This window comes from Paraburkholderia strydomiana (assembly GCF_046030495.1).
Taxonomy (GTDB): domain Bacteria; phylum Pseudomonadota; class Gammaproteobacteria; order Burkholderiales; family Burkholderiaceae; genus Paraburkholderia; species Paraburkholderia strydomiana_A.
Genome location: NZ_JAQQCJ010000020.1, coordinates 94,340 through 120,025 on the forward strand (window position 1 = coordinate 94,340; position 25,686 = coordinate 120,025).

The 25,686-nt window shown below is 59.7% G+C and carries 17 protein-coding genes; 12 read left to right on the forward strand and 5 right to left on the reverse strand.

Annotated elements, in window-relative coordinates; genetic code table 11:
• Positions 1-43: 43 nt before the first annotated feature.
• Positions 44-1,804: a tannase/feruloyl esterase family alpha/beta hydrolase gene (locus PQQ53_RS24565; protein WP_408326832.1), complete on the reverse strand. Its 1,761-nt coding sequence runs from the start codon at positions 1,802-1,804 to the stop codon at positions 44-46.
• A 1,186-nt stretch (positions 1,805-2,990) separates the two neighbouring features.
• Between PQQ53_RS24565 and PQQ53_RS24570 the strand changes: the two genes are divergently transcribed.
• The 5 genes from PQQ53_RS24570 (at position 2,991) to PQQ53_RS24590 (ending at position 9,416) form a co-directional block, all read left to right on the forward strand.
• On the forward strand, positions 2,991-4,340 hold the full coding sequence (locus PQQ53_RS24570; RefSeq protein WP_408145522.1) for an MFS transporter: 1,350 nt from the start codon (positions 2,991-2,993) through the stop codon (positions 4,338-4,340).
• 81 nt (positions 4,341-4,421) lie between these two features.
• Positions 4,422-5,447, forward strand: a complete 1,026-nt coding sequence (locus tag PQQ53_RS24575; protein ID WP_408145442.1) for an amidohydrolase family protein — start codon at positions 4,422-4,424, stop codon at positions 5,445-5,447.
• Between the two features lie 2 nt (positions 5,448-5,449).
• On the forward strand, positions 5,450-6,133 hold the full coding sequence (gene ligK / locus PQQ53_RS24580) for a 4-carboxy-4-hydroxy-2-oxoadipate aldolase/oxaloacetate decarboxylase (RefSeq protein WP_408155364.1): 684 nt from the start codon (positions 5,450-5,452) through the stop codon (positions 6,131-6,133).
• Positions 6,134-6,148: 15 nt separating this feature from the next.
• The gene (locus PQQ53_RS24585) at positions 6,149-6,856 is read left to right on the forward strand and encodes a substrate-binding domain-containing protein (protein ID WP_408326834.1); all 708 of its coding nucleotides are present in this window, start codon (positions 6,149-6,151) and stop codon (positions 6,854-6,856) included.
• 997 nt (positions 6,857-7,853) lie between these two features.
• Positions 7,854-9,416, forward strand: a complete 1,563-nt coding sequence (locus PQQ53_RS24590; RefSeq protein ID WP_408145447.1) for a hypothetical protein — start codon at positions 7,854-7,856, stop codon at positions 9,414-9,416.
• Between the two features lie 123 nt (positions 9,417-9,539).
• Here PQQ53_RS24590 and PQQ53_RS24595 read toward each other — a convergent pair whose 3' ends face one another.
• Together PQQ53_RS24595 and PQQ53_RS24600 are read right to left on the reverse strand one after the other, a co-directional pair.
• Positions 9,540-10,547: an ATP-grasp fold amidoligase family protein gene (locus PQQ53_RS24595; RefSeq protein ID WP_408326836.1), complete on the reverse strand. Its 1,008-nt coding sequence runs from the start codon at positions 10,545-10,547 to the stop codon at positions 9,540-9,542.
• A 45-nt stretch (positions 10,548-10,592) separates the two neighbouring features.
• Positions 10,593-11,555: a helix-turn-helix domain-containing protein gene (locus PQQ53_RS24600; RefSeq protein WP_408145451.1), complete on the reverse strand. Its 963-nt coding sequence runs from the start codon at positions 11,553-11,555 to the stop codon at positions 10,593-10,595.
• 1,341 nt (positions 11,556-12,896) lie between these two features.
• Between PQQ53_RS24600 and PQQ53_RS24605 the strand changes: the two genes are divergently transcribed.
• The 6 genes from PQQ53_RS24605 to PQQ53_RS24630 all read left to right on the forward strand — a co-directional run bounded on the left by PQQ53_RS24605 (position 12,897) and on the right by PQQ53_RS24630 (position 21,589).
• Complete coding sequence (locus PQQ53_RS24605; RefSeq protein ID WP_408326839.1) at positions 12,897-15,221, forward strand: polysaccharide biosynthesis tyrosine autokinase; 2,325 nt, start codon at positions 12,897-12,899, stop codon at positions 15,219-15,221.
• A gap of 66 nt (positions 15,222-15,287) precedes the next feature.
• Positions 15,288-16,403, forward strand: coding sequence for a glycosyltransferase family 4 protein (locus PQQ53_RS24610; protein ID WP_408326842.1), 1,116 nt, complete (start codon positions 15,288-15,290; stop codon positions 16,401-16,403).
• Between the two features lie 21 nt (positions 16,404-16,424).
• Entirely contained in the window at positions 16,425-17,870 is a 1,446-nt protein-coding gene (locus tag PQQ53_RS24615) for a hypothetical protein (protein WP_408326845.1), read from the forward strand.
• Positions 17,871-17,990: 120 nt separating this feature from the next.
• Entirely contained in the window at positions 17,991-19,001 is a 1,011-nt protein-coding gene (locus PQQ53_RS24620; RefSeq protein WP_408145458.1) for a glycosyltransferase family 2 protein, read from the forward strand.
• A 29-nt stretch (positions 19,002-19,030) separates the two neighbouring features.
• Positions 19,031-20,347, forward strand: a complete 1,317-nt coding sequence (locus tag PQQ53_RS24625) for a lipopolysaccharide biosynthesis protein (RefSeq protein WP_408326846.1) — start codon at positions 19,031-19,033, stop codon at positions 20,345-20,347.
• 51 nt (positions 20,348-20,398) lie between these two features.
• The gene (locus PQQ53_RS24630; protein WP_408326849.1) at positions 20,399-21,589 is read left to right on the forward strand and encodes a glycosyltransferase family 4 protein; all 1,191 of its coding nucleotides are present in this window, start codon (positions 20,399-20,401) and stop codon (positions 21,587-21,589) included.
• On the opposite strand, the gene PQQ53_RS24635 is transcribed toward PQQ53_RS24630, so the two are convergent.
• Both PQQ53_RS24635 and PQQ53_RS24640 read right to left on the reverse strand, forming a co-directional pair.
• On the reverse strand, positions 21,565-22,200 hold the full coding sequence (locus tag PQQ53_RS24635; RefSeq protein WP_408326852.1) for a phosphatase PAP2 family protein: 636 nt from the start codon (positions 22,198-22,200) through the stop codon (positions 21,565-21,567). The genes PQQ53_RS24630 and PQQ53_RS24635 overlap by 25 nt on opposite strands.
• A gap of 90 nt (positions 22,201-22,290) precedes the next feature.
• Positions 22,291-23,538: an O-antigen ligase family protein gene (locus PQQ53_RS24640; RefSeq protein ID WP_408155475.1), complete on the reverse strand. Its 1,248-nt coding sequence runs from the start codon at positions 23,536-23,538 to the stop codon at positions 22,291-22,293.
• Between the two features lie 611 nt (positions 23,539-24,149).
• Between PQQ53_RS24640 and PQQ53_RS24645 the strand changes: the two genes are divergently transcribed.
• A complete protein-coding gene (locus PQQ53_RS24645; protein ID WP_408145466.1) occupies positions 24,150-25,667 on the forward strand; it encodes a mannose-1-phosphate guanylyltransferase/mannose-6-phosphate isomerase in 1,518 nt (505 codons plus the stop codon).
• Positions 25,668-25,686 lie beyond the last annotated feature (19 nt).

Here is a 25,686-nt window from a genome sequence, read left to right on the forward strand (position 1 = left end):
GCCCCGCAGGGCCGGCCGCCTGAGTGGCTACACGGCAAGCTGCTTACGGCGCCGCGACACCTTGCGTCTGCGGCGTATAGGGCTTGTAGAAGCTGGAGCCGGCCCACGCAAGCGTCTTCGCGGTATACAGCGGTGCGCCTTGCGCGTAGTTGGCGCCGCTGTGCCAGTCGCCGGAACCCGTGAATGTGGCCACCGCCGGATACGGGTACACGGGGCGCGACGCGGTCACGACGTTGTTCGAATCGGTCTGATACGTCATGACCGAATTCGGCGCCTTCGCCTGCTCGACCCAGCCGGTCACCTGCGAGACCAGATCGATGTTCGGGAAGCCCTCGCCGCCGCCGCAATGGGCGACGCCCGGCACCACGTACAGTCGTGCGAAATCGCTCACGCTCGACTCACCCATCGTGCTTTGCATCGCCTCGTAGTAAGCGATCGTGAAGAGCGGCGAGATGTGCTGGTCGGCCCAGCCGTGCCACAGGATCAGCTTGCCGCCGGCGCTCCTGAATGCCGACAGGTCCGGATTGGTCGCATCGTTGAGCGGGTGGTTGGCCTGCAGGAAGCTCGTGTAGAAGCTCGCGTCGTGATAGCCGAACGTGTCGATGTTAGGCATGCTCGGCGAACCCGTGAAGATCAGATTGTATGCGCCGGTCACGATGTTGTAGCTGAACAGACCCGTGGTCTTCACGGGGGCATCTGTCGAGTTCGTCGTCGGCACTTCGACGCCGACCCAGTTGGCTTCCGAACCGTACTGCGGCGAACCGGCCAGCATGCGCTCACCGGTCGTGGCATCCGTTGGGCCGCTGTAGATCTTCGTGGCGGTGGCGACTTCGGCCGCGGTCAGGCAGTTGGCGGTGCTGGTCGCGCCATTCGCGCACTGGATCGTTGCCGGATCGAAGTGGCAGGTGCGCGGATCGGCCAGCAGGCCGTCGGCCGCACCGCTTGCGCCGCCGCATGCGGCCACGACGGCCTTGTGCAGCACTTGCGCCTTGTCGGCGTAAAGCACGGCGTTGCCGAGGCTATTGCCGGTGGTGCTGTTCGATTCCACGCTCCAGCCGTGATACAGCGAGTTCTGGATCTGGAAGTGAGCAGCCGGTGCGCCGGCGACGATGCCGTTGTAATCGGTCGGGTAGCGCTGCGCTGCCATCAGCGCTTCGCGGCCGCCGTCCGAGCAGCCAATGAAGTACGAGTACTTCTGCGCCTGCCCGTAGTAGGCCTTGATCAGCTTCTTCGCCGTGAGCGTCGTGATGTGCTGACCGCGATAGGCAAAGTCGGCCTGCTTCTGCGTATCCGAAGACCAGCTCGTGTCCTGACCCGTATGGCCCATGTCGGTCGCGGCCGTCACGAAGCCGCCTTGTTGCACCAGCGGGCAGGTGTAGCTGAAGCTGAACGAGCTTTGCTTGGTCGGATCGCTCAGGTTGCCGCACAGGCCGCCGCAACCGAGTTCCGCGAAGCGTTGCGTCCAGGAGCTGACCGGCAACGCGACCTCGAACGTGTTCGACGGTGCGAGCGTGCCTTTCACCGTACAGAAGTTGACGGTGGCGCCATTGACGGTGGCAGCGGTAACGGTAGCCGACGTGATCGAACTGCCTGCGCCGCCGATGTCGGTGATGTCGACCGAAGCGAGCTTCGAACAATCGACGACCGGGTTGACGACGGAAAGCGGCGTGGGGCTGAGACCGCCACCACCGCCGCCGCACGCGGCGACGATCGTGGCGCTCACGCAGACAACAGCCAGGGTCAGCAGCGAGGCCGTGCGCGCATGAACGCGCGCGAGCAGCCCGAGGGATTGCCGAGTTCTCATGCTTGCCTCCTTGATGGGTTTTCTTCCTCGAGCACCAGAACCGCCCACATGCTTTCTGATTGCACGACGCATCCGCGATTGGCGTATTGCCTGTTTGTCTTCATCAATTCACATCTCCTCTTTTAATACTTCGGTTCGCAAAGACGTCTCCAGATCGCCGACCTGTTTGTTGTTCTTCAATCATTCGCGTGGCATGACGCGGCCCTACGCGCGACGGCGGCCGATAGCGAATCGGGCGTGCCTGCAGGACAGCTCATGTCATCCGCGCTCCGCGTTATTCAATACGCCTAACTTGTTTTTGGGTTGCCGCTTCCAAAGCAGTCGGGCAAAACCTTCTGATGCCGCTGACGCGTGCTTGGCCTGGATGCTCGATGCACATCGTCCTGTCTCTATTCATGATGTCGTGGCGGGTGTGCGCGCTCACTGAGTTTTGACGCGACGTTAGCGGGGCGGGAAGTGGGGTGAAATCGGGGGTTAACCAGAACCATACGCGGGCGGCGAGCCGGCGGCGCGCCAACTCGACCGCTTTCACTTCGTTCGATGTACGTCAGCAGCCCCACGGCACAAGCATTCGCGTCTCGCGCCGGAATCCGGATCGCGCTAGCGCGAGCGTTCTGCACGACGACACGCAATAATTTTTTTAGATGGGGAAAGAGATCGAAAGAGATTGAAAAAGATGGCGTGGTGCGAGCTTCGTCATCCCCATCGATTTGCTTGCCGCGCGAACGCGCCAGTGGACCGATATGGACCGGCCTCGCCTCATCGCGATACGAGGAACAGGGGAGGACGGCGAAAAGCGTCGGCTCGCTCCGCCGTTCTATGCGACTTCGTTCCCGAGTCATCTGATCTATTTATCGAGGTGCGCTTTCAAGGGCGCCGGACGAGGCCGTCTCCAAGGGCTGCCGGATTGCGATCGAGCCTTATTCAAAGGGCTTGTGAGGGCGTTTCGCGGATTCCGGCGGCACTATGCGGAACAGCCAAAACCCGGATACTCCACTCACACATCTGGTTAACCCGCCCTTTTGGAGCCGGAGCCCGAACCGCTACCTTCAGACCGGATCATTTGGGGAAGGTATGCAAGGCATCGACATGACGGGAAGCGGGATCAACGAGAGCGCGAAGCCACGAGCTTCGGCCGCGCGATAAAACCAGTAAAGGAGACAGGAGAAATCTGATGACAAGCGCAATGACGAGCGGTAAGAGAATTGATATCAAGGCGTTCATCGACGAACGGTCGATCTCGGCCTACCAGTGGCTACTGGTCGCGCTGTGCTTTCTGATCGTGACGGCCGACGGCATGGACGTCGCCATCATGGGATTCGTCGCGCCTTCCATCATTCACGACTGGGGCATTTCGCGCCCCGCATTCGGCCTCGTGATGAGCGCGGCGCCGATCGGTCTGGTGATCGGCGCACTGACAGCGGGACCGGCATCGGATCGCATTGGGCGCAAGTGGGTGTTGATCACGTCGGTGTTTCTATTCGGCGTCTTCACGATCGCTACCGCGTTCACACAAACACCGACCGCGATGGCGCTGTTGCGGCTGCTGACCGGTATCGGTCTTGGCGCCGCGATGCCTAACTCGACGACGCTGCTGTCCGAGTACGCGCCGCAACGCAAGCGCGCATTGCTCATCACGATCATGTTCACGGGCTTCAACCTCGGTTCGGCGCTGATCGGCTTCGCTGCCGGCTGGCTGATTCCGATTCATGGCTGGCGCTCGGTGCTGATTTTCGGGGGCGCGTTGCCGTTGCTGTTGATCCCGTTCCAGATCTGGCTGCTGCCGGAATCGGCCCGCTTGCTGGCCGTGCGCGGCGCATCGCCCAAGCGTATCGGCGCGGTGCTCGGCCGCGTGTGCGGCGCGCGCTTTGCAGGCGACGAAGTATTCGTTTCGAGCGAACCGCCGCTGCCGACGCGCAAGCCGATCGGCGTGCTGTTTTCGCAAGGCTACGGTTCGATGACGCTTGCGCTGTGGGTCACGTATTTCATGGGCCTGCTCGTGATCTATCTGCTGACAGGCTGGCTGCCCACGCTGATGAAAGACGCGGGTCTCACCGTCACCGCGGCGGCCAACATTACGGCGATGTTCCAGATCGGCGGAACGGTCGGCGCGGTTCTGGTCGGCTGGGTGATGGACAAGGTCCGGCCCGCGCCGGTGATCAGCGCGGCTTACCTGGGCGGTGGTCTGTGCGTGCTCGGGTTGGGCTATATCGGCGCATTGTCTTCATCGCTGGCGTTGCTGGTGTTTGCCGCGGGCTTCTGCATGAGCGGCGCGCAAACCGGTCTGAACGCGTATGCGCCAGGCCGCTATCCGACCGTCGCGCGTGCAACCGGCGTGAGCTGGATGCTCGGCATGGGCCGCTTCGGCAGCATCTTCGGCTCGGCGATCGGCGGTGCGCTGCTCGGCTTCGGCTGGCAGTTCGGCGCGATTCTCGCGATGCTCGCGATCCCCGCTACACTGGCCGCGATCGCTATTCTCGTGAGTCAGCGCGTGAGCGCCGGCGAGACGACGGCAAGCCCGAATGCCGCTCACTGAATGACAGAGCAAGGAAACGCCGGCGCGCGCGAGTTTTGTCGTGGCGCGTCGCTGGTCGAATCAATTTTCTGAGGAGAGACCGTGATTATCGACATTCACGGCCACTACACTACCGCGCCGAAAGCGTTGGAGTTGTGGCGCAACCGACAGATCGCGGGCATCAAGGACCCGTCCGGCATGCCGAAGGCGTCGGAATTGCAGATCAGCGACGACGAGCTGCGCGAATCGATCGAAAGCAACCAGTTGAAGCTGATGCGCGAGCGCGGCCTCGATCTGACGATCTTCAGCCCGCGCGCGAGCTTCATGGCGCATCACATCGGCGATGCGCAGATCTCCAGCACGTGGGCGGCCATCTGCAACGAGTTGTGCTATCGGGTGAGCCAACTCTTTCCCGAGCACTTCGTGCCGGCGGCGATGCTGCCGCAAAGCCCGGGTGTCGACACTGCCACCTGTATTCCGGAACTGGTCAAGTGCGTCGAGCAGTACGGCAACGTGGCGATCAATCTGAATCCCGATCCGTCGGGCGGTCACTGGACCAGCCCGCCGCTGTCCGATCGCTACTGGTATCCGATCTACGAGAAGATGGTCGAGTACGACATCCCGGCGATGGTTCACGTGAGCACGAGCTGCAACGCGTGTTTTCACACCACCGGCTCGCACTACCTGAACGCGGATACGACGGCCTTCATGCAGTGCCTGACGTCGGACCTGTTCCGCGATTTTCCGACGCTGCGTTTTGTGATTCCGCACGGCGGCGGCGCGGTGCCATATCACTGGGGACGTTTCCGCGGACTCGCGCAGGAGCTGAAAAAGCCGTTGCTGAAGGACCATCTGCTCAACAATATCTTCTTCGACACCTGCGTCTATCATCAGCCGGGTATCGATCTGCTCACGCGCGTGATCCCGGTCGACAACATTCTGTTCGCGAGCGAAATGATTGGCGCGGTGCGTGGCATCGATCCCGAGACGGGCCACTATTTCGACGACACGAAGCGCTATATCGAAGCGGCGCATGTCGATGCAGAAGAGCGTCACAAGATCTACGAAGGAAATGCGCGGCGCGTCTATCCGCGTCTGGATGCATTGCTTAAATCGAAGGGACAGTAATCATGTACGAACTTGGAGTCGTCTATCGCAACATCGCGCGCGCGGACGCTGATGCCGCCGCGAAACTCGGTGCGCTCGGCTCGGCGACCGTGCACGAGGCAATGGGACGCACGGGTCTGCTGAAACCGTACATGCGGCCGATCTATGTCGGTGCGCGCGCGAGCGGCACCGCGGTCACCGTGTTGCTGCAACCCGGCGACAACTGGATGCTGCACGTCGCGGCCGAGCAGATCCGGCCGGGCGATGTCGTCGTGGCCGCAGTGACCGCGGATTGCACCGATGGCTATTTCGGCGATCTGCTGGCGACGAGCTTCAAGGCGCGCGGCGCTCACGCATTGATCATCGACGCCGGCGTGCGCGACGTGAGCGTGCTGACGGAGATGAACTTCCCGGTCTGGAGCAAGGCGATTTCCGCGAAAGGCACGGTCAAGGCGACGCTTGGTTCGGTGAACATCCCCGTGGTGTGCGCGGGTGCGCTGGTCACACCGGGCGACGTCGTCGTCGCGGATGACGACGGCGTCGTGGTGGTGCCCGCGGCGTTCGCGCAAACGGTGCTCGAAAAAGCGGCCGCACGCGAAGCGAACGAAGGCGAAAAACGCGCGAAGCTGGCCGCTGGCGTGCTGGGTCTGGACATGTACAACATGCGCGGACCGCTGGAACAGGCCGGATTGCGTTACAAAGACTGAAGAGGGCGTCAAAAGATGGTCAGCGGTCAAACCGTGCGCAAGCCGATCACCGGCATCTCGTCGATGGCCACGCGGCAGGTGCTGGCCGAACTCGCCGCCACCTACGAGCATTTGTCGGGGCAGCCGATTGCGTTTGAGTCGGTCGGCGGTGTCGATGCGGCGAAACGTGTTCAGGATGGCGAAGCATTCGATATCGTTGTGCTGGCTGCGGACGCGCTCGACCGGTTAGCGGCGGCCGGCCGCGTCGATGCGGCGAGCCGGGTTGCGCTCGCTCGCTCGGGCATCGCCGTTGCGGTGGCAACGGGGCAAGCGCGGCCGGACGTCAGTACCGAAGCGGCGCTGCGCGACGCTATCCTGAGCGCACCCAGCATCGGCTACTCGACGGGTCCTAGCGGGGCCCATCTGAGGCACTTGTTCGAGCGCTGGGGCATAGCGGAAACGATCGCTCCACGCATCGTGCGGGCGCCGCCCGGTGTCCCGGTGGGGGCATTGGTCGCTCGGGGCGAGGTCGCGCTGGGTTTTCAGCAGCTGAGTGAATTGATCCACTTGCCGGGCATCGACGTGGTCGGTGCATTACCGACCGAGGCACAATCCATCACCGTCTTTGCGGCCGCGATCTGCACCGCGACGCGCCAGCGCGAGGCCGCGCAGGCGCTGCTGGCGTTTCTGACGTCGCGCGAAGCCCAGGGCGCCAAGTCGGGGAACGGGATGGAGCCCGTTTGATCGCATTAGTGTCGGCTGCGCTGACGCTTTAACGCTTCATTCCGATGATGAAGGGGCGGCGCGGGGCGGGCCGCTAATTGCCATGATCAGCTTTCGCTGACCGACGCGACGTGGATCTATCTTTATTCTCCAGTATCAGCGGGATTGCGTCGCGTATTCTCATAAACACACCGGTCATAATCGCATTTTTATCAATGTGGTTTATAACCGGTTCATAAAATAATTAGCCACGTCATGGGCTATAAAAAAGACATCGAAAGGCTCAAGCCATGAGCGAGTGAAGACGCTCGCTCGAATCTTGCTGCGATGATTTCTATCGCGGCCGCGGTCTCCTTCATTCGCCTCGCCCCATCTCGCCATTGATAATGCGCCCCAATGGTGCATGGCGCTTCGCGAGCAAACCCACGTTTCAAACGACCGCGCTGGAAGCGCTTTCATTTATAGGGTCGAAGTCGCAAAGTTCGCGCGCATCCAATCCTCTGATCATCATCAGAAAGTTAGATTTTTTGCGAAGTAATATTTTATTAGAAATATTCTTACTATTTCTGTCAAAACTACCATTTCTACTGTGCCCGGCCCGCCATTCCGCGTACGATTTACCCCGGTCAAGGCGTTTGAGGGAAAAATTTGCCAAGCGGTAGCAAGGTGCGCGCCCGCTCGGTAAAACGTTTGCGCGGCACCCCGACCGCAAGTTTGGCGGTCAGCAGTAGGCACCTTGCCCGGAACGTTTTCCTCGTTGTCAAACGCGAGCGACGCACGCGTGGCTCCTCGTTGATGGTGAATCACGCGCGTCCCGCTGGATTGTCACGTTTATTCGAACCCCGTGTTCGGAAGTTTTAATCGGCTCAAAAGCCAGGCTCGACTTGCACTGGAAGGATCCTTATTTGCCGGTGCAGCGAATTGGAGAGGGTCTTTTCATTCAATGACCCGTTTGAAGCTCAAAAATAATATTTGGATTTTTTATCGAGAATTTTCTCGACAGCGGAAATAATTTGCCATGGTAAAACGACGTCGATTTATTGGTTGCCTGACAGCACTCGGTGGAAGTTATCTTTTGAGCGCATGTGGTGGAGGCTCGGAAGACAGTAATAGCGGCAGTACTTCCAAATCCGCCGACACGCAGGCCACCGCGCATGCGAGCGCCGCCTCCGCGAGCGGCACGGCCATCCCGCCGGCGGCCTCCATCACGGATAGCGCGGGCAACGCGTGGACTCTCGCGCAGGGTTCGGTCTATAAGAACGGGGCAAAAGCGGGCAACACCTACAACGTGACGTTAGTGCTGTGGTACGCCGGCAGCATTTACCATGAAGGCACGGGTGGCCAGTTCTATGCGTGGAACGGTTCCAACTGGGCGGCCTGTAACGATCCGCGCCTGGGCGGCACGTCTGCCGACGGCACGACGCTTCCTGCGTCGCCGTACATTGTCGACAAGACCGGCGCAATCTGGACGCTCGTCAACGGCGTCATTCTCAGGAACGGCGCCGCCGTCGGCAATACGTATAACGTGTCGCTCGTCCTCTGGTACGGCGGAAAGGTCTGGCATTGCGGCACTGGCGGGCAGTTCTACGTCAACGCGGGTGTGGCGACCCAATGGCTGCCTTGCAGCGATCCGCGCAACGCCGTTGCTGCGAGCGCGGGTATGTTCTACGGTATCAACGGTCACTATGACTACACGTATACGCCCGCACAACTCGTTTCGATTCTGAAGGGGTTGGGTTGCACGAGCTATCGGGTCGGCTGCACGGATGACCCGAACCAGTTGAATGCGGTGATCAATCTGGCGCAGGCTTTCCAGTCGGCCGGCCTCAAGTTGCTAGTGCTGGTCAATCAAGGCGTGTATCAATCTGGCAGCACGCTCTTTAGCAGTGAATCGGCTGCGTATAGCCGCGGCTTCACGGTCGGCAAGACGGTAGCCGCCGCACTGCAACCGTATGGCGTGACGATTTACGAATGCGGCAATGAGTTGACCCGCCAGAACGCCACGGTGCTGGACTTCACGAACGCCGGCACGAAGGCGGTCGATTTCAACAATGCGAACTGGCCGATCATGCGAGGCGTGATGCGCGGGATGATCGACGGTGTGAAGTCGGTTCAGGCTTCCGCGAAGTGCGGCATCAATTTCTGCGTGGCGGATATCGGCGCGGCCGACGCATTGTGGGACGGTATGCAACCCGACGGCAGCGGCGGCTATCCGAAGGTGCGCTGGGACATCACCACCTGGCACAATTACGCAGTCTACGGCGATATTTTCAACATCGGCACCGACGGCGCGGGTCCCGGCTTCGATCTGCCGACCTATTGCAAAGCCCGATACGGTGTGCCGTTCATCATCACCGAGTGGAATACGGGCCCTGAGCAGACTCAAGCCTATCGCGCCAATTACATCACCGCGCAGCTGGGCGAGTTCTATCAGGCACGAAAGACTCACAACATCCAGTCCGTGATGTACTACGTGCTCGACAGCGGCAACAACACCTACGGCATCATGAACAACAATGTCGCGTTGGATCCGCCTTACAGCGCATTCAAGAGTTTCACGGCGAGCCATCCGGACAACTAAGCCGAAGGGCGTTTCCCGGGCGATAAAACTGGTCTTCCCCTTGCGACGCAAAGGGAAGACCAGTTGCTATGGTGCGCTCGAAAGGACGCGTAACCGCACTCGTGATCTCTTTCTGCCGCGCACTCACGCAAGCAGTTTTCCCCACTCGTAATCGATCCTGTCCGGTGTAAAGGGCAATACGCCCGCGCCGGGCGTGAACGTCAGTTCACCGAAGTAGACCTCGTTGTCGGGCGCGTACAGATCCACGCGGACGTAGTCGAAGTCTTCAGAGAGGGCGATCGCGGTGTCCAGCACCGCTTCGAGGTTTGCCGGGCGAGGAGCCGGCGCGGGGCTCCGCTTGTAGTAGCCGATCGCGACGTCGAGGTGATTCCAGTCGACGTCGTACACGTCGCCATGCGTCGCGTTTCCAAATCTGTCCGATATCACCAGTATGTAGATGATCGGCGGTCCCGACCGACCACCAAAACAGTGCAACTTGAAATCCGCCGGTATCTGGCCGTGCGCATCGAGAAGCAGATGCTCGAAGAAGATACGCGGTTTGATGGTGCGATAGTGCCGCTCTCGCGCAATGCTGTAAAAGTCGATTGCCAGCCACTGTTCGGCACGACGCTGCAGCTCTTCGAACGATGTTTCCGACTTGTTTCTCACCACTTCGACGAAGCTGCTGCCATGATTCGCCTTCATCACGAAAGCACTGGGAAGGGCATCGAATACTTCGCGCGTGAACACGTCTGGTGTCGCGACCAACGGTATCAGATGCTTCGCGCCTATCTTGCCGGCGATGTATTCGCGAACCAGTAGCTTGTCGGTCAAACCGATGTAGCGAGGATCCGGCCTGAGATTGCGTTGCAGGATCTTCTCATTGAAAGTGACAGGGCGGCGCAGATTGGGATAGCGGCCAATACATTTATGATGCAACAGACTCAGGAAAAGAGAGGCCGGCAGAAAAGACTTCGCCGCTTCCTTGAGTCTTCTGACCGTAGAGACGGGGTGTTCAGGCAATCGATACGGATCGACCCATGCTGGCGGCACGTCGACGGAGACAATTTCTTCAGACAGCACGACTCCCTTATGCCTTGCAAGCGGGGTTGCGGCTTCCCCATCGAACTGAGCGGATTTTATCGTCGTCATGGTTTCATCCGTAACTGGCGGCACCGCCAAGCGGTATTGAAAGTCTTAAGGGGCTTCTCGCACTATCTCAGCGGCGGCGTTCCAGCTTTCCTCCGGCGCCTGATAGCGCTCTTCGGATTCGAAATGTTGCCGGGCGCGAAATTGCGTGGGTGACATCCCGTACCGTTCCTTGAACAGCCGCCCCAAACGATTGCCGTCACCCATGCCACAGCGCCGTGCAATCTTGTCGACAGGCAAATCGGTGTTTCTCAGCATGGCCGATACGATCTCGAAGCGCGTACGCAACAGGTACTCGAGTGGCGTCATGCCGAATTCGCATTTGAAGCGGCGTTGAAAATTGCGCTTGCTCATGGCCGCGGTCTCAGCTGCCTGAGCGACCGAGATCGCTTTACTATAGTTCTCCTTGATCCAGCGTGCCGACTCGCGGACTTTCTCGGTGGTCGTGGTGACGCTTGCATCGTCCAACTCCGACTTGTTCTGCCCCGTGTATCCTGTTTGCAGAATGCGGCCGATCTTTCGCGCGGTGTCGGAGCTCAGGTCGCGCTCGATCTGGGAAAGTGCCAGGTCGGTGGGTGTCACACTGCTGCCGCCCTGAGCGGTGCCACCGCTGTCATCAAAGAGGAATATGGGCACAGTCGATTGCAACGGGTTCCTGCAGACAACTGCCAGATTCGCGCCTTGCTGCACACGAAACGATGCAATGGACCCTTGGAGCGAGATCCACGAGAGAAAGCGGTCATTGGATTCCGCGGTCTCTGCCGCGTCCCGACACGCTACAAAGAACGCGTGGAAATCGGCGAGGCTGTAACGCTGCAGGCTTTGCGTCCAGATCGAGATGCTGGATGAACTGGTCACCAGGCCCCCCGCATCCGACAACACGGAGAGTCGATATGGTGGTTCCCTGCCCGCGGCTTTCTCGAACTCGTTGGCAAGACGAAATACGTCGCCGATAGCTCCGGTGGTTGCCATCGAGCAGTGCTGAAAAACCAGAAGGCCAATGTGTTTCATCGCATTCAGTCCATTCCGACGCTTATTCACGTCCGACGTAAGACAATCGGTGGAAGTCATCAGGCTGAGTTATCCGCACAGGCTAATCACCCAGGTATCGAGATTAACGCATCGAAATTTTCAGGACGAACTTGGCTGGCATTCGCGGGTGTTTTGGCGTAATAGTCATGACGGGGGAAATTCTTACCTCGCAATCGAAGAAAAAGCGTTCTAATATCTATTTCCGCGGGAAACATTTTCCGTAACTAATACGCAAGGATCTTGTGAATAGCGCCTTCGTCTGAGCGTGCTCTCACGCGATGGGGCAAGGGCTGCCGACTGGTATGTGCACTCGAATGGGCAATTTGCGTACATGAATTGCGGAGAGGGTTCCCTCACCGCATCTGCACTGGCCCGTATAACTCTGTTACATTAATTGCAGATAGCAACAAGGCTTTCTGGAGTGCCGCTGCATTTGTAATCCCCTCTGCATAATCGGCCATTAACACCCGAATTTATGCCGACGGCGAATTGCTGCTTTTTACGCAGGCTATGCTTCACCGCAACATCGAGAGAGAAATTGTTGGCCTAATGAGCCGATTTCCGACTCCGCAATATGAGTACCTGCTTTAACGTGCCATCGCCGTGCTTTGGCGAGGATATGTCCAATTACCGTCCTCTCTGGACCGCTGGATTTGTGTCGGGTCGAATGCATTGCGCGAGAGGAGTAGCGCGCGATCATGTACCACCGTGCCCGGAAGGGCGCGGTGCTTGCGTTGATCGTGCCGCATCTGGCGCTCGCGGCGATCGTGGCATATGGTTGGATCATCCGGCGTTCTCATACATGAAGATCGACCTTGCCGGGCGAGCGTCTGATTGGCGAAGAGGCCATCACGCCAGACGTGAGCCATTGGATCGCAAGGCATCCTCTCGAACTACCTGTGCAGTTGGAGGTTGGCATCGTCGATGCCGCGAGCCCCTATTCCTGTTTTATGAAGTAGAGGCGGGCAATGACTATAACAGTCTCAATACATCAGTTTTTCAGGGTTCATTACAGAATAGCTTTTCGTAGCACGAATATCTTGAGGATTTTAATTCGTTGAGATCGTGGTGGGAGAAGCGGCGTTGCAGGTTATGTAGTAAGGACGCCGATGATATGCATCACGCAGTACCGTCATCCGTCGCTCGTGCGCGCCGGAAGGCGGCTCTCCGACCCAATCTAACGAGGTACGTCACGTCGAGGTGCTGCCGGGCAATGCAATACCCACGTCGTCCGGCGGCGGATTCAGATCGCGAACTGGTGGTGCAGCAGAGCAGTATCGAATCATTACTCTGCCCATCGAACATGGAAGGATCAAACCGGTGGATTACTACCCTCAGAATTCGCTCTCTCCGGGTGCCAGCAACGAACGTGGCCAACTCAGCGTGAGTGGGATGCTCACGTTGATGCGCGATCACATTTGGGAAATCGTGGTCACGACGGTGGTCGTTCTGACGCTTGCCGTGGCATATCTGCTCATCGCGACACCGATCTACTCGGCCGATGTCCTCCTGCGCGTGGACCCACCGGAGCCGAATGCGCTCGGTCTGGCCTTGCAGAATCAGGAGATGCTTCCTGCGCCTGCGCCGGCCCCGGTGACTGAAATGGCCGTCATGCGTAGCCGCTCGGTGCTCGATCCAGTGATCGACCGGTTCCGCTTCGACGTCTCGGTGAAGCCGCACAAGATCCCGCTTCTGGGCGACATCGCCGAGAAGTTTGCGACTCCGGGCCGGCCGGCGGCGCCGTGGCTTGGATTGAAGTCCTTTGCGTGGGGCGGAGAGCGTGTTCAGATTGGCGCGCTGGATGTACCGCGAGAACTCGAGGAAGAAAAGCTCACGTTGATCGCCCTCGAAGACGGCGCGTACGAGTTGCGTGGACCGTCCGATCAGTTGCTCGTTAAAGGCATTGTGGGCACGCAGGCCATGGACAATGGCGTGTCGATGCTCGTGAAGACGCTGGATGCGCGGCCGGGCACGAAGTTCGAGGTGATTCGCTGGAACGAACTCGACGCGATCAAGCGGTTTGACGATCTGATCAAGGTTAGCGACAAGGTGAAAGACTCGGGCCTTCTTCAGATAGAGTATGCGGATAAAAACGCCGATAAGGCCACTGAAGTCGCCAATGCTTTGGGCCAGCAATACCTTGCCTCTGCCGTTGCCAGCCGGCAACTCAATGACACGACCACGCTCGCCTTCATTAACGGAGAACTTCCGCGCCTGCTCGTGGACCTCAAGAAGGCCGAGGACAATCTCAAGCACTTCCGTTCGTCCGCACAGTCGATGCAACCGACCGCCGAGGCGCAAGCGTATCTCCAGGGCGGCCTCGACCTCGACAGGCAGATTGCAACCCTGCAACTGCAGCGTACTCAACTCCTCGACCGTTATACCGTTGGCAGCCGCTGGATACAGAGCATCGACACGCAACTGGCGCAATTGAAGGATGCGAAAGAGAAATTCAACGGTCATTTCAACGGCATGCCGTCGTCCGAGCGTGAGAGCGTCGATCTGCTCCGCGCGCAGAAGGTGGCGGAAACGATCTATCTAGGGATGGTTCAGAAAGCCGAACAATTGCAGGTTCGGCGCGCCAGTACGACGGGCGGCGCGCATATCGTCGACCGGGCAATCAGGCCCCATCGTCCGGTCAAACCCCAGCCCGCCGTGGTGCTTTCAGGGGCCTTGATACTTGGGCTCGTGTCCGGCGTCACGCTGGTCTTCATGCGCCGCCACGTGATGACCGGCGTGACCGACCCCAAGTACGTCGAGCGCCGCATGAGCGTGCCCGTATTCGGGGAGATCCTGTTCAGTCAGCAGCAGTTATTGCTCGATCGCATGTCCGCCGGCTTCGGCCGAAAATCACTACCGGGTCTGGGAGGGCGAAGCAACCTGCCATTCCAGAAAGCCGCGCCCGATATCCAGTTTCATGGAGCGGCGGCCTTGTTGGACGGCGACATCAGCCGGGCTCTGGCGTCACGTTTTCCGCACGATACGTCGGTCGAGGCGCTTCGCAACGTGCGTACTGCGGTGACGCGCGATCTTGCCCACGCGCGCAATAACGTCCTGATGGTCATCGGGCCGACGCCTTCCGCGGGAAAGAGCTTTGTTGCCGCGAACCTCGCGATCCTGCACGCGGAAATCGGCTCACGCGTCGTGCTGATCGACGCTGATATGCGGCGCGGACATCTCGCGTCGTTGTTCAATGGCAGCAATCGCGGCGGGCTCTCGGAGGTGCTCGCGGAACGAATGCCTTTGCGCAGCGCGTTGCGGCAGACGAGTGTCGAGGGCCTGACATTCCTGTCCTGCGGCTTGCGCCCGGAGAATCCCGCCGCATTGCTGATGAAACCGCGCTTCAAGGATGTCCTGGAGCGGCTCGCGGGCCAGTTCGATCTGGTGATCATCGATACGCCACCGTTTCTCGCGGTCACGGACGCTTCCATCATTGCGAGTGAAGCGGGTGCGTCCTTGCTCGTCTTGCGTTCTGGAATGCAGAGCGAGGAGGAGATTGCCGACACGGTCAAGAAGATGGAGCGCGCCGAGGGACGCATCGCGGGCGCGGTCTTCAACGGCATCCCGCTGCGGCGAAGTACGCGCAATTACGGCTACGCGACGAATTACGCCAGTGATGCCGGCGACCCGGAAGTAGTGCACTGATCTCCCCCGGGGCTCAAGCAAATGGCAGCCAGCGTCGTGTCGTGACGGCGTTAAACGGAGAACCCGATGACCTTTGCAATCAACGGAAAGTTCACTTCCCAGCCCGTCACCGGTGTTCAACGGGTCGCCTATGAACTCACGAGAGCGATGCAGATGCGCGCTCTGCCTGTCGACGAACTGGAAGTCTTCATGCCGCAAAACGCGATCGAACCGGGTGCGCTGCTCGCACCGCAGCGGCGTTTTCCGTGGCTGCGCGGCACGCTCTGGGAGCAGATCACGCTGCCGATTGCCGCGCGGGGTATGACGCTCCTGAGTCTGTGCAATACCAATCCGCTGTTCAAGCGCGGACAGGTCGTGATGGTTCATGACATGGCGATCTACGATGTCCCGCAAGGCTTCTCGAGAAAATTCAGACTCTGGTACCGGGTTTGCTTTGCATGCCTCCCACGAACCCGGCCGATGATCCTGACGGTCTCGGCATTCTCGAAGATGCGCATTTGCCATCACCTGAAAATCGATGAATCGCGCGTGACGGTCGTGGCGCCTGGCGCGGATCATCTCGACCGGATCACGTCGAATCCGGCGGTATTGAGCCGTCTGGGACTTGCGAAAGACACTTACTGTGTGATTGTCGGCAGTCTCGATCCGCGCAAGAATCTGCAGCGCGCGCTGGAGGCGATCGGCAAACTCGGACATCTCACCGAAATCAAGTTTGTCATTGTGGGCGGCAGAAATCCGCGCATCTTCAATAGCGCCGATGACGGGCAGCCGGCTTTATCGAAGCAGGTACTGTGGGCCGGTTTCGTGTCGGATGGCGAGTTGAAGTCCTTGTATGAGAACGCGGGTTGCCTGATTTTCCCGTCGTTGTATGAAGGATTCGGACTGCCGCCGCTCGAAGCGATGTACTGCGGCTGCCCTGTGATTGCCTCGTCGCGTACGTCGATCCCCGAAGCGTGCGGCGATGCTGCGATGTATTGCGACGCGATGTCGGCTGACGACATCGCCGCAAAGATTTCACAAATGATGGGCGACGCGGAACTCAGGGAGCGTCACCGAACGAAGGGCTTGCTTCACGCCCGCGAGTTTCGCTGGGAGTATTCGGCGCAGAAAGTGCTTGAGATTCTCTACGGACACAGCGGCGACCGCTTGCCGGACCTGATGCCGCGCGCGTCGGTGAGTTGACGCATGTTTCTGGGCAGGCAAATGTACCGCGTCGAAAACGGTGCCGGCAGACGGCGAGCACTGCGCATACTCGCGGCGCTCGCAGGCGCGACGATACCTCTGCTGCGAACGCAGAGCGCGCTCGCGGTGGTGTCCGATGCGCGGAAACAACGTGCTACCGCTCGCAGGATTACCGACCTGATCGGTTCGAATGGCTGGCCCGGATCGGCCGGTGACATTCAGATGTGGCGTGCGATGGGTATCAGTTGGGGACGCGATTCCGTGGGACCTGGCCAGTCGCACGGGCCGGAAGACGCGATGCGAATCGACAAGACCGGCTCCGCATTCGATAGCGATCTGCCGTCGGTCCTGATTCGAAACGATCGCAACGGAATCGGCTCGTTGCTGCTGCTCGGGTACACGCCGAAGTGGAATGCGAGCGTGCCGGGGGACTCCAACTCGGCGCCTGTCGACGAGAAGGCTTGGACGCGCTACGTCGACGCGGTGGTTCGCAAGTATTCGACACCGCCGTTTAACCTGCGCTATTTCCAGATCTGGAACGAGGCGGCCGGCAAGTTGTCCGGCGGCTTGCAGCAGGCGACGTTCTGGCACGGCCCGGAATTCAGTCGGGACCAGAAGCGTGCGAAGCCTTATGAGCGGGCGATGCAGGATTACGTCGAGCGGATTCATATTCCGGCGGCTCGAATTATCCGCGGTTACCGCGCGTATGTCGTGTACGGCGGCTGGCCGGATCAGGGCGGGCTCTCCAACTTCAAGCGATGGCTGGAGTACAGGAGCCCGGTGTTGAATGAACGCATGCTGGACTGGGTCGATTACCTCGACACGCATTACCTTCCCGTCGCCGATCTGGATCCTCTGTATGAACAGTACGTGAGGAACGGTCCTGCACGCGGTATCTGGCAAACGGAAATAGGTAACGAGTACATGAAAGATCCGCACTACCTGCCGCGCTATTTCTTCGACTTCGCCGTGTGGGCATTGGACAGGAACTGGAACGACCAGGACAAGTACCTGTCCATGATCTATCACTGGGATGGCTATGAGCCATACCGTCTGACGCATCGGGGCCCGCCCGAGCGGACTTACAACGTATCCGGTCAAAGCCTGGTCGTGCTGCGTCAAACCGTCAATGGACCGCTTGCCGGCTTGTCGAGGCCGTTGCAGTTCGGTCCAGGCGCCGCTGGAGCCGCGTTGCTTTCCGGCAGCGACATCGTGATGCAGGTCAGGGCTGAGCCGGGTTGGCAGACGGTCGGCCTCCCTGGGTTTGGGCCGCAGTCGTCGCCGCGCATTACCCGGGTCGAGTTTATCGACGCACTAACCGGCGAGGCGAGCTCCCGCGACGACGTTGCGCTGACGTGGGACGACCAGATGCTGAAGGTTCGATTCAAGGTGCCGGGTCGAGTCAACGGCGCTGGCAACAATCCGCCGAAGCACCTCGCGTATGTCGTTGTGCGTCGTGCCGCATAGCCATGCGATCGGGCAAGGGCACGCCCGATCCAGTTGAAGTGTTGTGTTTGCCGCGTGTGTCGTCAGTTTTACGGTCATCGCACTCCGGTTGATCGAACTTTTGGATACCGTTGAGAAATCATGAACCACGTTACTGTCGCGATTTGCAATTACAACTACGAGCGCTATCTGGCCGAGGCGATCGACTCGGCGCTTGCTCAGGACTATCCGGCAACGGAGGTGCTCGTCATCGACGACGGTTCGACCGACGGCTCGCGAGCGATCATTGAACAGTACGGCACGCGTATTTCATCCATCTTCAAGACGAACGGCGGCCAGGTCTCCGCGTATAACCATGCGATCGGCGTGCTTGAAACGGACTATGTGATCTTCCTCGATTCCGACGACATTCTTTATCCGAGCGCGGTCTCCGAAGTGATGCGCCTTTTCTCGGGGGGAAACTGGGCGAAGGTGCAATTCCGCCTCGACGTGATGGACAGCGCCAGCGTGCTAACGGGCACCCATGTACCCCACAGCGAACCACCGCACGACTGCGGAAAGCTGCTGCGCAGCGGCTGGCTTTACCCCTCTCCGCCGGCCTCGGGCAATGCCTATCGTGTGAGCGCCCTGAGGCGCTTCTTTCCCATACCGGAGGAGGGTATTAACCGCTACGGCGCAGACTTCTACGCGATCTACGGCGCGGCATTGACGGGACCTATTGCCACCGTGCCGAAGTCGCTCGGCGGCTATCGTGTGCATAACGCCCACGGCGAAACGATCTCGTTCGCCAATTCGGAGCAACTCAACAAAGCGCCGAGAACCTTCAACTTGCGCTGGGCGATACTGAGGAATATCGCGCGCAACCGCTTGCAGATAGAACTTCCGCCGGTCTTTTACGACTTTTCTCACGAAAGGGCCACGTTCTGTTCGAGCGTCTATCATGCGACCTTTCCAACACGCTGGCGCTGGATGACGCGAGACTCCCGCACCTATTTGCATACGATCATCGCGAACCCGTTCTGGGGGGTGAAGAAGAAACTCGGCACGCTCGTGCTGTCGAGTTTGTGTCTCGTGCCTTACTCACCGCTGTCCGATTTCGTCGTGCGTTATATCTCCAACCCGCTTGCCCGCCGTCGCGCGGTTGGGCGCTGAAGTCCGGAACGCGCGAGAAAGGGGGCGATATGGATAGACGAGCGGGCGCCAACGTTATTGCGTTTGTCTACGGCGGGTATTTGATGAGATACGTCTATCTCATCATCGTCGTGCCGTTCTACGGCAGGATTCTTGGCGTCACCGAGTACGGCCGGGTATTGGCGTCGATGTCGCTGATGAACGTGATATGGATGCTCGCCAGCTATGGATTCACGTTCGTCGGCATGCGCGAGGTGTCGAAGGCGCAATCGGCGGCGGAGTGCAACTCCATCTACTCGTTGCATGTGAGCGCACGCGTTCTGATGGGTTTGCTGGGTGGTGTTATCGGCGTCGTCGCCACGATGAGCTCGCCCGTCCTGTCAGAGCGGCCGGTGATTGGTCTGCTCGCCACGCTGCTGGGTGTCGTGTCGGCGATGAATCTCGGCTGGCTGTTTCAAGGGCGTCAGCATTTTCGAACCCCGATCATGATCGAGGTGTTCGGTTTCGCGCTGAGCCTCTTGCTGGTTCTGAATCTCGTCAATGGGCCCGGTGACGCCGTGTGGGTGCTGGCGAGCCTGCTGATCGCAGGCGTGGCGTCTTCGATCATTTCGTACGGCCTGACGACCTGGCAACTGGGCTTGCCGCGTCTCAGGTTCGCGGGCGTCGTGCCTCTTGTGCGAGGCTCGACCATGCTGTTCTGCTACTCGTCGGGCTCGGTCGTGCTCACGGCGTCGTCGACTTATCTGTTGACGCTGCTGTCCACGCCCGCTCAGGTGGGCTACTTCGGCGCGGCCGAACGCTTCGCGACGATCGGGCTCAGTCTGATGGGGCCGGCGTCGCAGGTGTTCATTCCCACGATATCGCGGCAACTCGCGCTCGGCGACAAAGACGGCGCGCAGGTCACGACCCGGTGGGGCGCCACCTTGTTGATCGGCTATGGACTACTGATGTTTTGTGGCGCACTCACGCTTTCGCCATTTGTGCTGCCGCTGATCCTGGGGCCTGCGTTTGGACCGAGTGCGCACGTATTGCAGATCTTCGCATGGATGTTCCCCTTCGCCGCTGTTAACCAATTCATCGCGTTCTATGTATTCGTGCCACGAAGGAAAGACAGGCTGCTTGCCGTGACGGGTGTGGCGTCGGGGTTGATCAATCTCGTGGCGGCCCTTTTTCTTGCTTCTCGATACGGTGCGGTGGGTATGGCGTCTGCCCGGGTGATCGGCGAAGCAGCGCTGGCGGTGATGCTGATGAGCATCATGATCCGCCTGGAGTTGATCAATCTGTTGCCAGGCGCCGAACGGGCGCTCGGCATGGTTCGAATGGCGTGCGGCTTTCGGCCTCAGGCAGGCGCCGCGAAGGATGAATGAAGCGGGACCTCGCATACGTAGGTCCCGGTTGCTCTCTCACAGGAGGTCGAAGTGAAAGTCGCTATTGTTCACGATTGGTTGGTGGTCTCGGGCGGCGCGGAGAAGGTGTTGAAAAATATCATCGAGTGCTTCCCGAACGCGGACATCTTCTCGATTGTCGATTTTCTGGAGGACCGCGACTGCGTGAAGGGAAAGACCGTCCATACGTCGTTTATTCAGAGAATGCCTTTTGCCCGGCGACGCTACCGTGCCTACCTCCCGCTCATGCCGATTGCGATCGAACAGGTCGATCTGTCCGGGTATGACCTCGTCATTTCCAGCTCGCATGCGGTGGCGAAGGGTGTACTGACCGGGCCGAACCAGGTTCACGTCAGTTACGTTCATTCGCCCATTCGCTATGCGTGGGACTTGCAACATCAGTATCTCAGGGAGTCTCACCTGAGTACCGGCATCAAGTCCGCGATGGCCCGCGTGCTGCTACATTACATCCGGGGATGGGATGCGCGTTCGGCCAACGGCGTCGATCATCTGGTCGCGAATTCGCAGTTCATTGCGCGGCGGATCAAGAAGGCCTATCAACGCGAAGCGACCGTCATCTATCCACCGGTCGATCTCGGCAGCATGACGGTGTGTACGCAGAAGGACGATTTCTATGTGACGGCTTCACGGATGGTGCCGTACAAGCGCATCGATCTGATCGTGCAAGCGTTTTCGCAAACGCCGGAGCGGCGGCTCGTGGTGATCGGCGATGGTCCTGAGATGAAAAAGATCAAATCTTGCGCCGGAGAGAACGTGACGATTCTTGGTCATCAACCATCGGAAGTTCTCGTCGATTATTTGCGGCGCGCCCGAGCGTTCGTGTTCGCGGCCGAAGAAGACTTCGGTATCTCCGTGGTGGAGGCGCAGGCGTGCGGAACGCCGGTCATCGCATTCGGCAGGGGCGGCGCGCTCGAATCGGTCGTCGGTTTGCCGCTCGATCGGCCTACGGGCGTGTTCTTTGGCGAGCAGACAATGGAGTCGCTGCTGGAAGCGGTCAGCCGGTTTGAAAACAATGCCGGACTGTTCGACCCCCGGCAATGCCGTCGAAATGCCGAGCGCTTTTCAACGGAGAACTTCAAGGCGGCACTGACGAATTTCATCGACGCCCGGCTTCCCTACGCCTGTGTCGAGCAGTTTCTTCCGTATCCGGTCAGGAACCCGCAGTCCGTTGACGAACGTCATCTGGCCGACGTGGCATCGTAAGACTGGATGCGATAGCGGATTCGTCCCAGCGCGGCCATGATGGAGGGCACATGGGTTCGAATTTGCGGCGAACGTGTTTCGATCAGATGTTGAAGCGGCGCCTTGTGGCCATAGGCGAGCGTGGAGACTAGCAGAAGGCTTAGCGTGGGCCAGATGGCCCCGAATCTTTCGGGCTCGACGTTGACGGCCGCCCGTAAGAAAATTAACGCCACCAGTGCGCCAAGAAGCCAGCCGGAAATGACTTCAGGCAGCGAATGCGAATGGTCGACGAGGCGGGAAAGACCAGTCAGCGCCCCGATGACCATGCCCGCAACGATACCGGGCAGCGTCGGTTGCCGCCACCACTTCAGCAAGAGCGTAATGGCGACCATCCAGATGGACGTCGACAGCATGGTGTGCCCGCTAATGACGCGGAAATCATCGGCCGGAATGGCTATTCCCCAGCTGGCATAGACGACCTTGGTTGCGCCCACGAGCGCGGCGCCAACGGCGAGTACGCCGATCAGGCGGAGTGCCAGACGCACATTGAATAGTGCAATCCAGCCGGCGCAAATAGCCGCCACGGGCAACGTGATGGCGGCGTCGCCCAGGTTGGTGAACACAGTCCACATAGGATTCTCTCGTTGTCGCTTTCTGGCTGCCGCGTGGCTGAAAAGAGCGCCTCCCGCGGGCAGATTAGTTGGGTGCGTCCGTATTATCGCTCACGAGGGCGTGCGCCCGTCCGGCATGCGCGGCGGCCGTTCGAACGCGACGGCGCTGGGCGGCCGCCATGCGAGCAACAACGAGACGACAAGCGACAGGATCAGAACGTTCGACGGCGAGACCATCCGATGTTCGGTGGCGGCCATCACGAGCAGGCAAACCGACGAGATTTCGACGAACCGGAAGGCGGCGAAGTTTTGTCCGCGCCCGATCAGCGCGGCGGCCGCCGCGCCGTGCTGGCTCCATTCAATCAGCTTCCAGAGGAAATTCAGCAACAGAACGAGTCCGACTATGCCGAGTTCCGCGAGAAAGTTGAGGTAGGAGTTGTGTGCATGCGAGTCGCTATGTTCGGTCGTGACGTCCGACGCAATACCCACCACGTGGAAGTATGAGATGACGCTGCCGATATGGTCGTCGAATGAACCGAACCCGAGGCCGATAATCGGGCTTTGTTCGAAGTACGCGAGCGCGCGCGGCCACAGCCATTCGTAGCGGATGTTCAGATTGGCGACCTTCGCATCCTGATTCTGAATCGAGAAGGTGTAACCCATATAGTTGACGGTCGGGTCGGTATTGTAGATCGCCATTGCGATCGAAGCCACGAGAAGACAGGCTATCAGCGAGGCCAGCATCCAGCGCTTGCGGCCGAAGTAGAGATAGGGCAGCACCGCCAGAGCGCCCAGCAGCGAGCCCCGGCTATACGTGGAGAAAAGCATCAACACGTTGGCGGCCAGCAGCGCCAGGACCAGCTTGCTGCGTCGTTGCAGATAGCACCCGAGGCCCAGGCAGAACAGCATCGCAAAGAAGCCTCCGGCCGCGTTGCGTGCAATGAAGTAGCTGCCAAAGCTGGCATCGGGATTCGTGAAGATGCTGAGTAAGCCATTCTCAAGAATGTAGTAAGCGTAAATCGGCAGGTTGATCACTACCGCAAACATGAAGAACGCGCGAAGCACTTTGTTCAGATCCCAGCGGTGCATGTACAGGCAACCGGCAAAGATCGGCGCATAGGAGATGAAAAAATTGCCGTCGCGGCGATAAAAGTCGAATTGAAGAAACGACCGGGGGTCGTAAAGCAGCGTCGAAACCACGATCAGCAGCGTCAACATCGTCAGCGGCGTAATAAATGCGGGGTAACTTCTTCCGAAAAAACGCCACGAACAGAAGAGGAGTGGGACAAAACCTACCGCGCTTACGGGTACCAGATTGGTGACAGTCAGGAATAGCGCAAGTAACGATATGTAAGCCATTGCGACTCCATGAAAACGAAATGGCGCACAGTGCCCAAAGACTCGTCCATGTGAAGAAAGCCGCCATGGAGTCAGAAACAGAAAGCCAGCGTCGTAATGGCAATGGACAACATCGGTGTCCGTAACTTTGAGGAATAAAACGCGAACGCGTTCACTGCACGGTACCACGTGTCGTAATTGATTTCCAACCTCCGCGTATGCCGCTGTTCGTCGCTTCGGCTTCACCGGGGTGCTTAAGAAATCCGTGCCCACGAGCAGAGCCAAAACCTCCACTGTTCGCGCCACGAATGCTGTGGTGCAGCGTAGGCTGACTATGATTGATCACATCGAGTGCGGCGCTAAAGGGACCAGTCTGTCGGCGTAACGCTGGTGCCCTTACGCGATCTGCCGCGACCCGATCGCGCCGATGCTTTGCGTTTGAGGCCGAATCAGACCGATAGGCCGATACGCACATCGTCCGGCGCAACGAACTGGTTGGCTCTGTCCATCCGTTACGGACGTCCTGTCATTAATCACATGAGAAGTCCTCGACGCGCTTCGCGTCGTTATGCGTTATGCGCGGACATCGAGCGGGTCGTTCTCGAGCCGGCATCGAGCTAAGGGAGCTTTATATGGGCAAGGTTACGGCAGTGACGGACGGGACGACGGACACCGATTCGATCGAAAAGGCTCTGGTGGACTATCCGCCGCTCGTGCAGGTCATTCTCGCCGGGGGATCGGGGACTCGTCTGTGGCCGATGTCGCGTGAGCAGTTTCCGAAGCAGTTGATCGACCTGATCGGTAACCAGACATTATTGCAAGCCACGATGGGGCGCATGGCGGGCTTCAGCAGCATGTGGGATGTGTCGGCCGACCCGGTCGTCGTCTGCGGTGCCGAGCACTACTTCGCCACTTACGAACAGGCGCGCGAGGTCGGGGTGAACGCGCGCATCGTGGTGGAGCCCGCGCGCCGCGATACCGCGCCCGCGCTTACGCTCGCCGCATTGGCCGCTTGCGCCGATGGACAGGACGCTATTCTGGTCGTGATGCCCGCCGATCATTCGATAGCCGACCTCGACGCGCTTCATCGGGCCATCGACATCGCAGCGCGCTACGCCCAGGCGGGTTCGATCGCCACATTAGGCATTCCCCCGGATCGCGCGGACACCGGTTTCGGCTATATCCGCCTCGGCAGCGAGTTGCGCGATGGCGCGCGTCGCATCGAGCGTTTCGTCGAGAAGCCGGCAGCAGAACTCGCCGCTCAGTATGTGGAGTCGGGCAATTACTGGTGGAACAGCGGGATGGTGGTGGTCCGCTCATCGGTATGGCTCGCGATGATCGAACGTTTTCAGCCGGAGATACACGCCGCGTGCGTTCAGGCGCATCAGGGGGCGAGAAAAACCGCCGAGTGCGTCATTCCCGACGCCACCGAATTCCTGCGCTCGCCCGCCGATTCGATCGATTACGCGGTGATGGAGCAACTGGGTAAGCCTGATTCGCCTTTCGCGGGCGTGGTCGTGCCGCTCGTCGCGGGCTGGTCGGATCTCGGGTCGTGGGATGCGGTCTGGCAGGCGATGGAAAAGGACGACTGCGGCAACGCATCGAATGGACGCGTGCTGTTCGAAGGCGCGACCGCAACCTACGCGCGTTCGCAAGGCGGCCGGTTGCTGGCCTGTGTCGGCACGAACAATCTGATCGTGATCGAGACCGACGACGCCGTGCTGGTGGCGGACCGCTCGCACGTGCAGGACATCAAGGGTCTGGTGTCGCGCATCAAGCGGGATAAATCACCGGAAGCCGACGCGCACAGAAAAGTTCGCCGCCCGTGGGGTTTTTACGATTCGATCGACCACGGCGATCGTTTTCAGGTCAAACGCATCGTCGTGATGCCGGGCGCGCGCCTGTCGTTGCAGATGCATCACCACCGTGCGGAGCATTGGGTTGTCGTGAGCGGGACTGCGCTCGTCACGCGCGGGGAAGAGCAGTTTCTTCTCGGCGAAAACGAGTCGACGTATATCCCACTGGGCATTCGTCATCGTTTGGAAAATCCCGGCCGCGTGCCGCTGCAGATCATCGAAGTTCAGTCCGGAACCTATCTTGGCGAAGACGACATCGTCAGATTCGACGACAAGTATGGGCGCTGCAGCTGAATCAGGTGAGTCGAACGGA

Excerpts from the sequence above, each read along its gene's own strand:
- PQQ53_RS24640 (WP_408155475.1), bottom strand. The coding sequence starts at position 23,538 with ATGGCTTACATATCGTTACTTGCGCTATTCCTGACTGTCACCAATCTG.
- PQQ53_RS24600 (WP_408145451.1), bottom strand. The coding sequence starts at position 11,555 with ATGAAACACATTGGCCTTCTGGTTTTTCAGCACTGCTCGATGGCAACC.
- PQQ53_RS24645 (WP_408145466.1), top strand. The coding sequence starts at position 24,150 with ATGGGCAAGGTTACGGCAGTGACGGACGGGACGACGGACACCGATTCG.
- PQQ53_RS24570 (WP_408145522.1), top strand. The coding sequence starts at position 2,991 with ATGACGAGCGGTAAGAGAATTGATATCAAGGCGTTCATCGACGAACGG.
- PQQ53_RS24585 (WP_408326834.1), top strand. The coding sequence starts at position 6,149 with ATGGTCAGCGGTCAAACCGTGCGCAAGCCGATCACCGGCATCTCGTCG.
- PQQ53_RS24620 (WP_408145458.1), top strand. The coding sequence starts at position 17,991 with ATGAACCACGTTACTGTCGCGATTTGCAATTACAACTACGAGCGCTAT.
- PQQ53_RS24625 (WP_408326846.1), top strand. The coding sequence starts at position 19,031 with ATGGATAGACGAGCGGGCGCCAACGTTATTGCGTTTGTCTACGGCGGG.
- PQQ53_RS24565 (WP_408326832.1), bottom strand. The coding sequence starts at position 1,804 with ATGAGAACTCGGCAATCCCTCGGGCTGCTCGCGCGCGTTCATGCGCGC.
- PQQ53_RS24595 (WP_408326836.1), bottom strand. The coding sequence starts at position 10,547 with ATGACGACGATAAAATCCGCTCAGTTCGATGGGGAAGCCGCAACCCCG.
- PQQ53_RS24635 (WP_408326852.1), bottom strand. The coding sequence starts at position 22,200 with ATGTGGACTGTGTTCACCAACCTGGGCGACGCCGCCATCACGTTGCCC.
- PQQ53_RS24590 (WP_408145447.1), top strand. The coding sequence starts at position 7,854 with ATGGTAAAACGACGTCGATTTATTGGTTGCCTGACAGCACTCGGTGGA.
- ligK (WP_408155364.1), top strand. The coding sequence starts at position 5,450 with ATGTACGAACTTGGAGTCGTCTATCGCAACATCGCGCGCGCGGACGCT.
- PQQ53_RS24615 (WP_408326845.1), top strand. The coding sequence starts at position 16,425 with ATGTACCGCGTCGAAAACGGTGCCGGCAGACGGCGAGCACTGCGCATA.
- PQQ53_RS24610 (WP_408326842.1), top strand. The coding sequence starts at position 15,288 with ATGACCTTTGCAATCAACGGAAAGTTCACTTCCCAGCCCGTCACCGGT.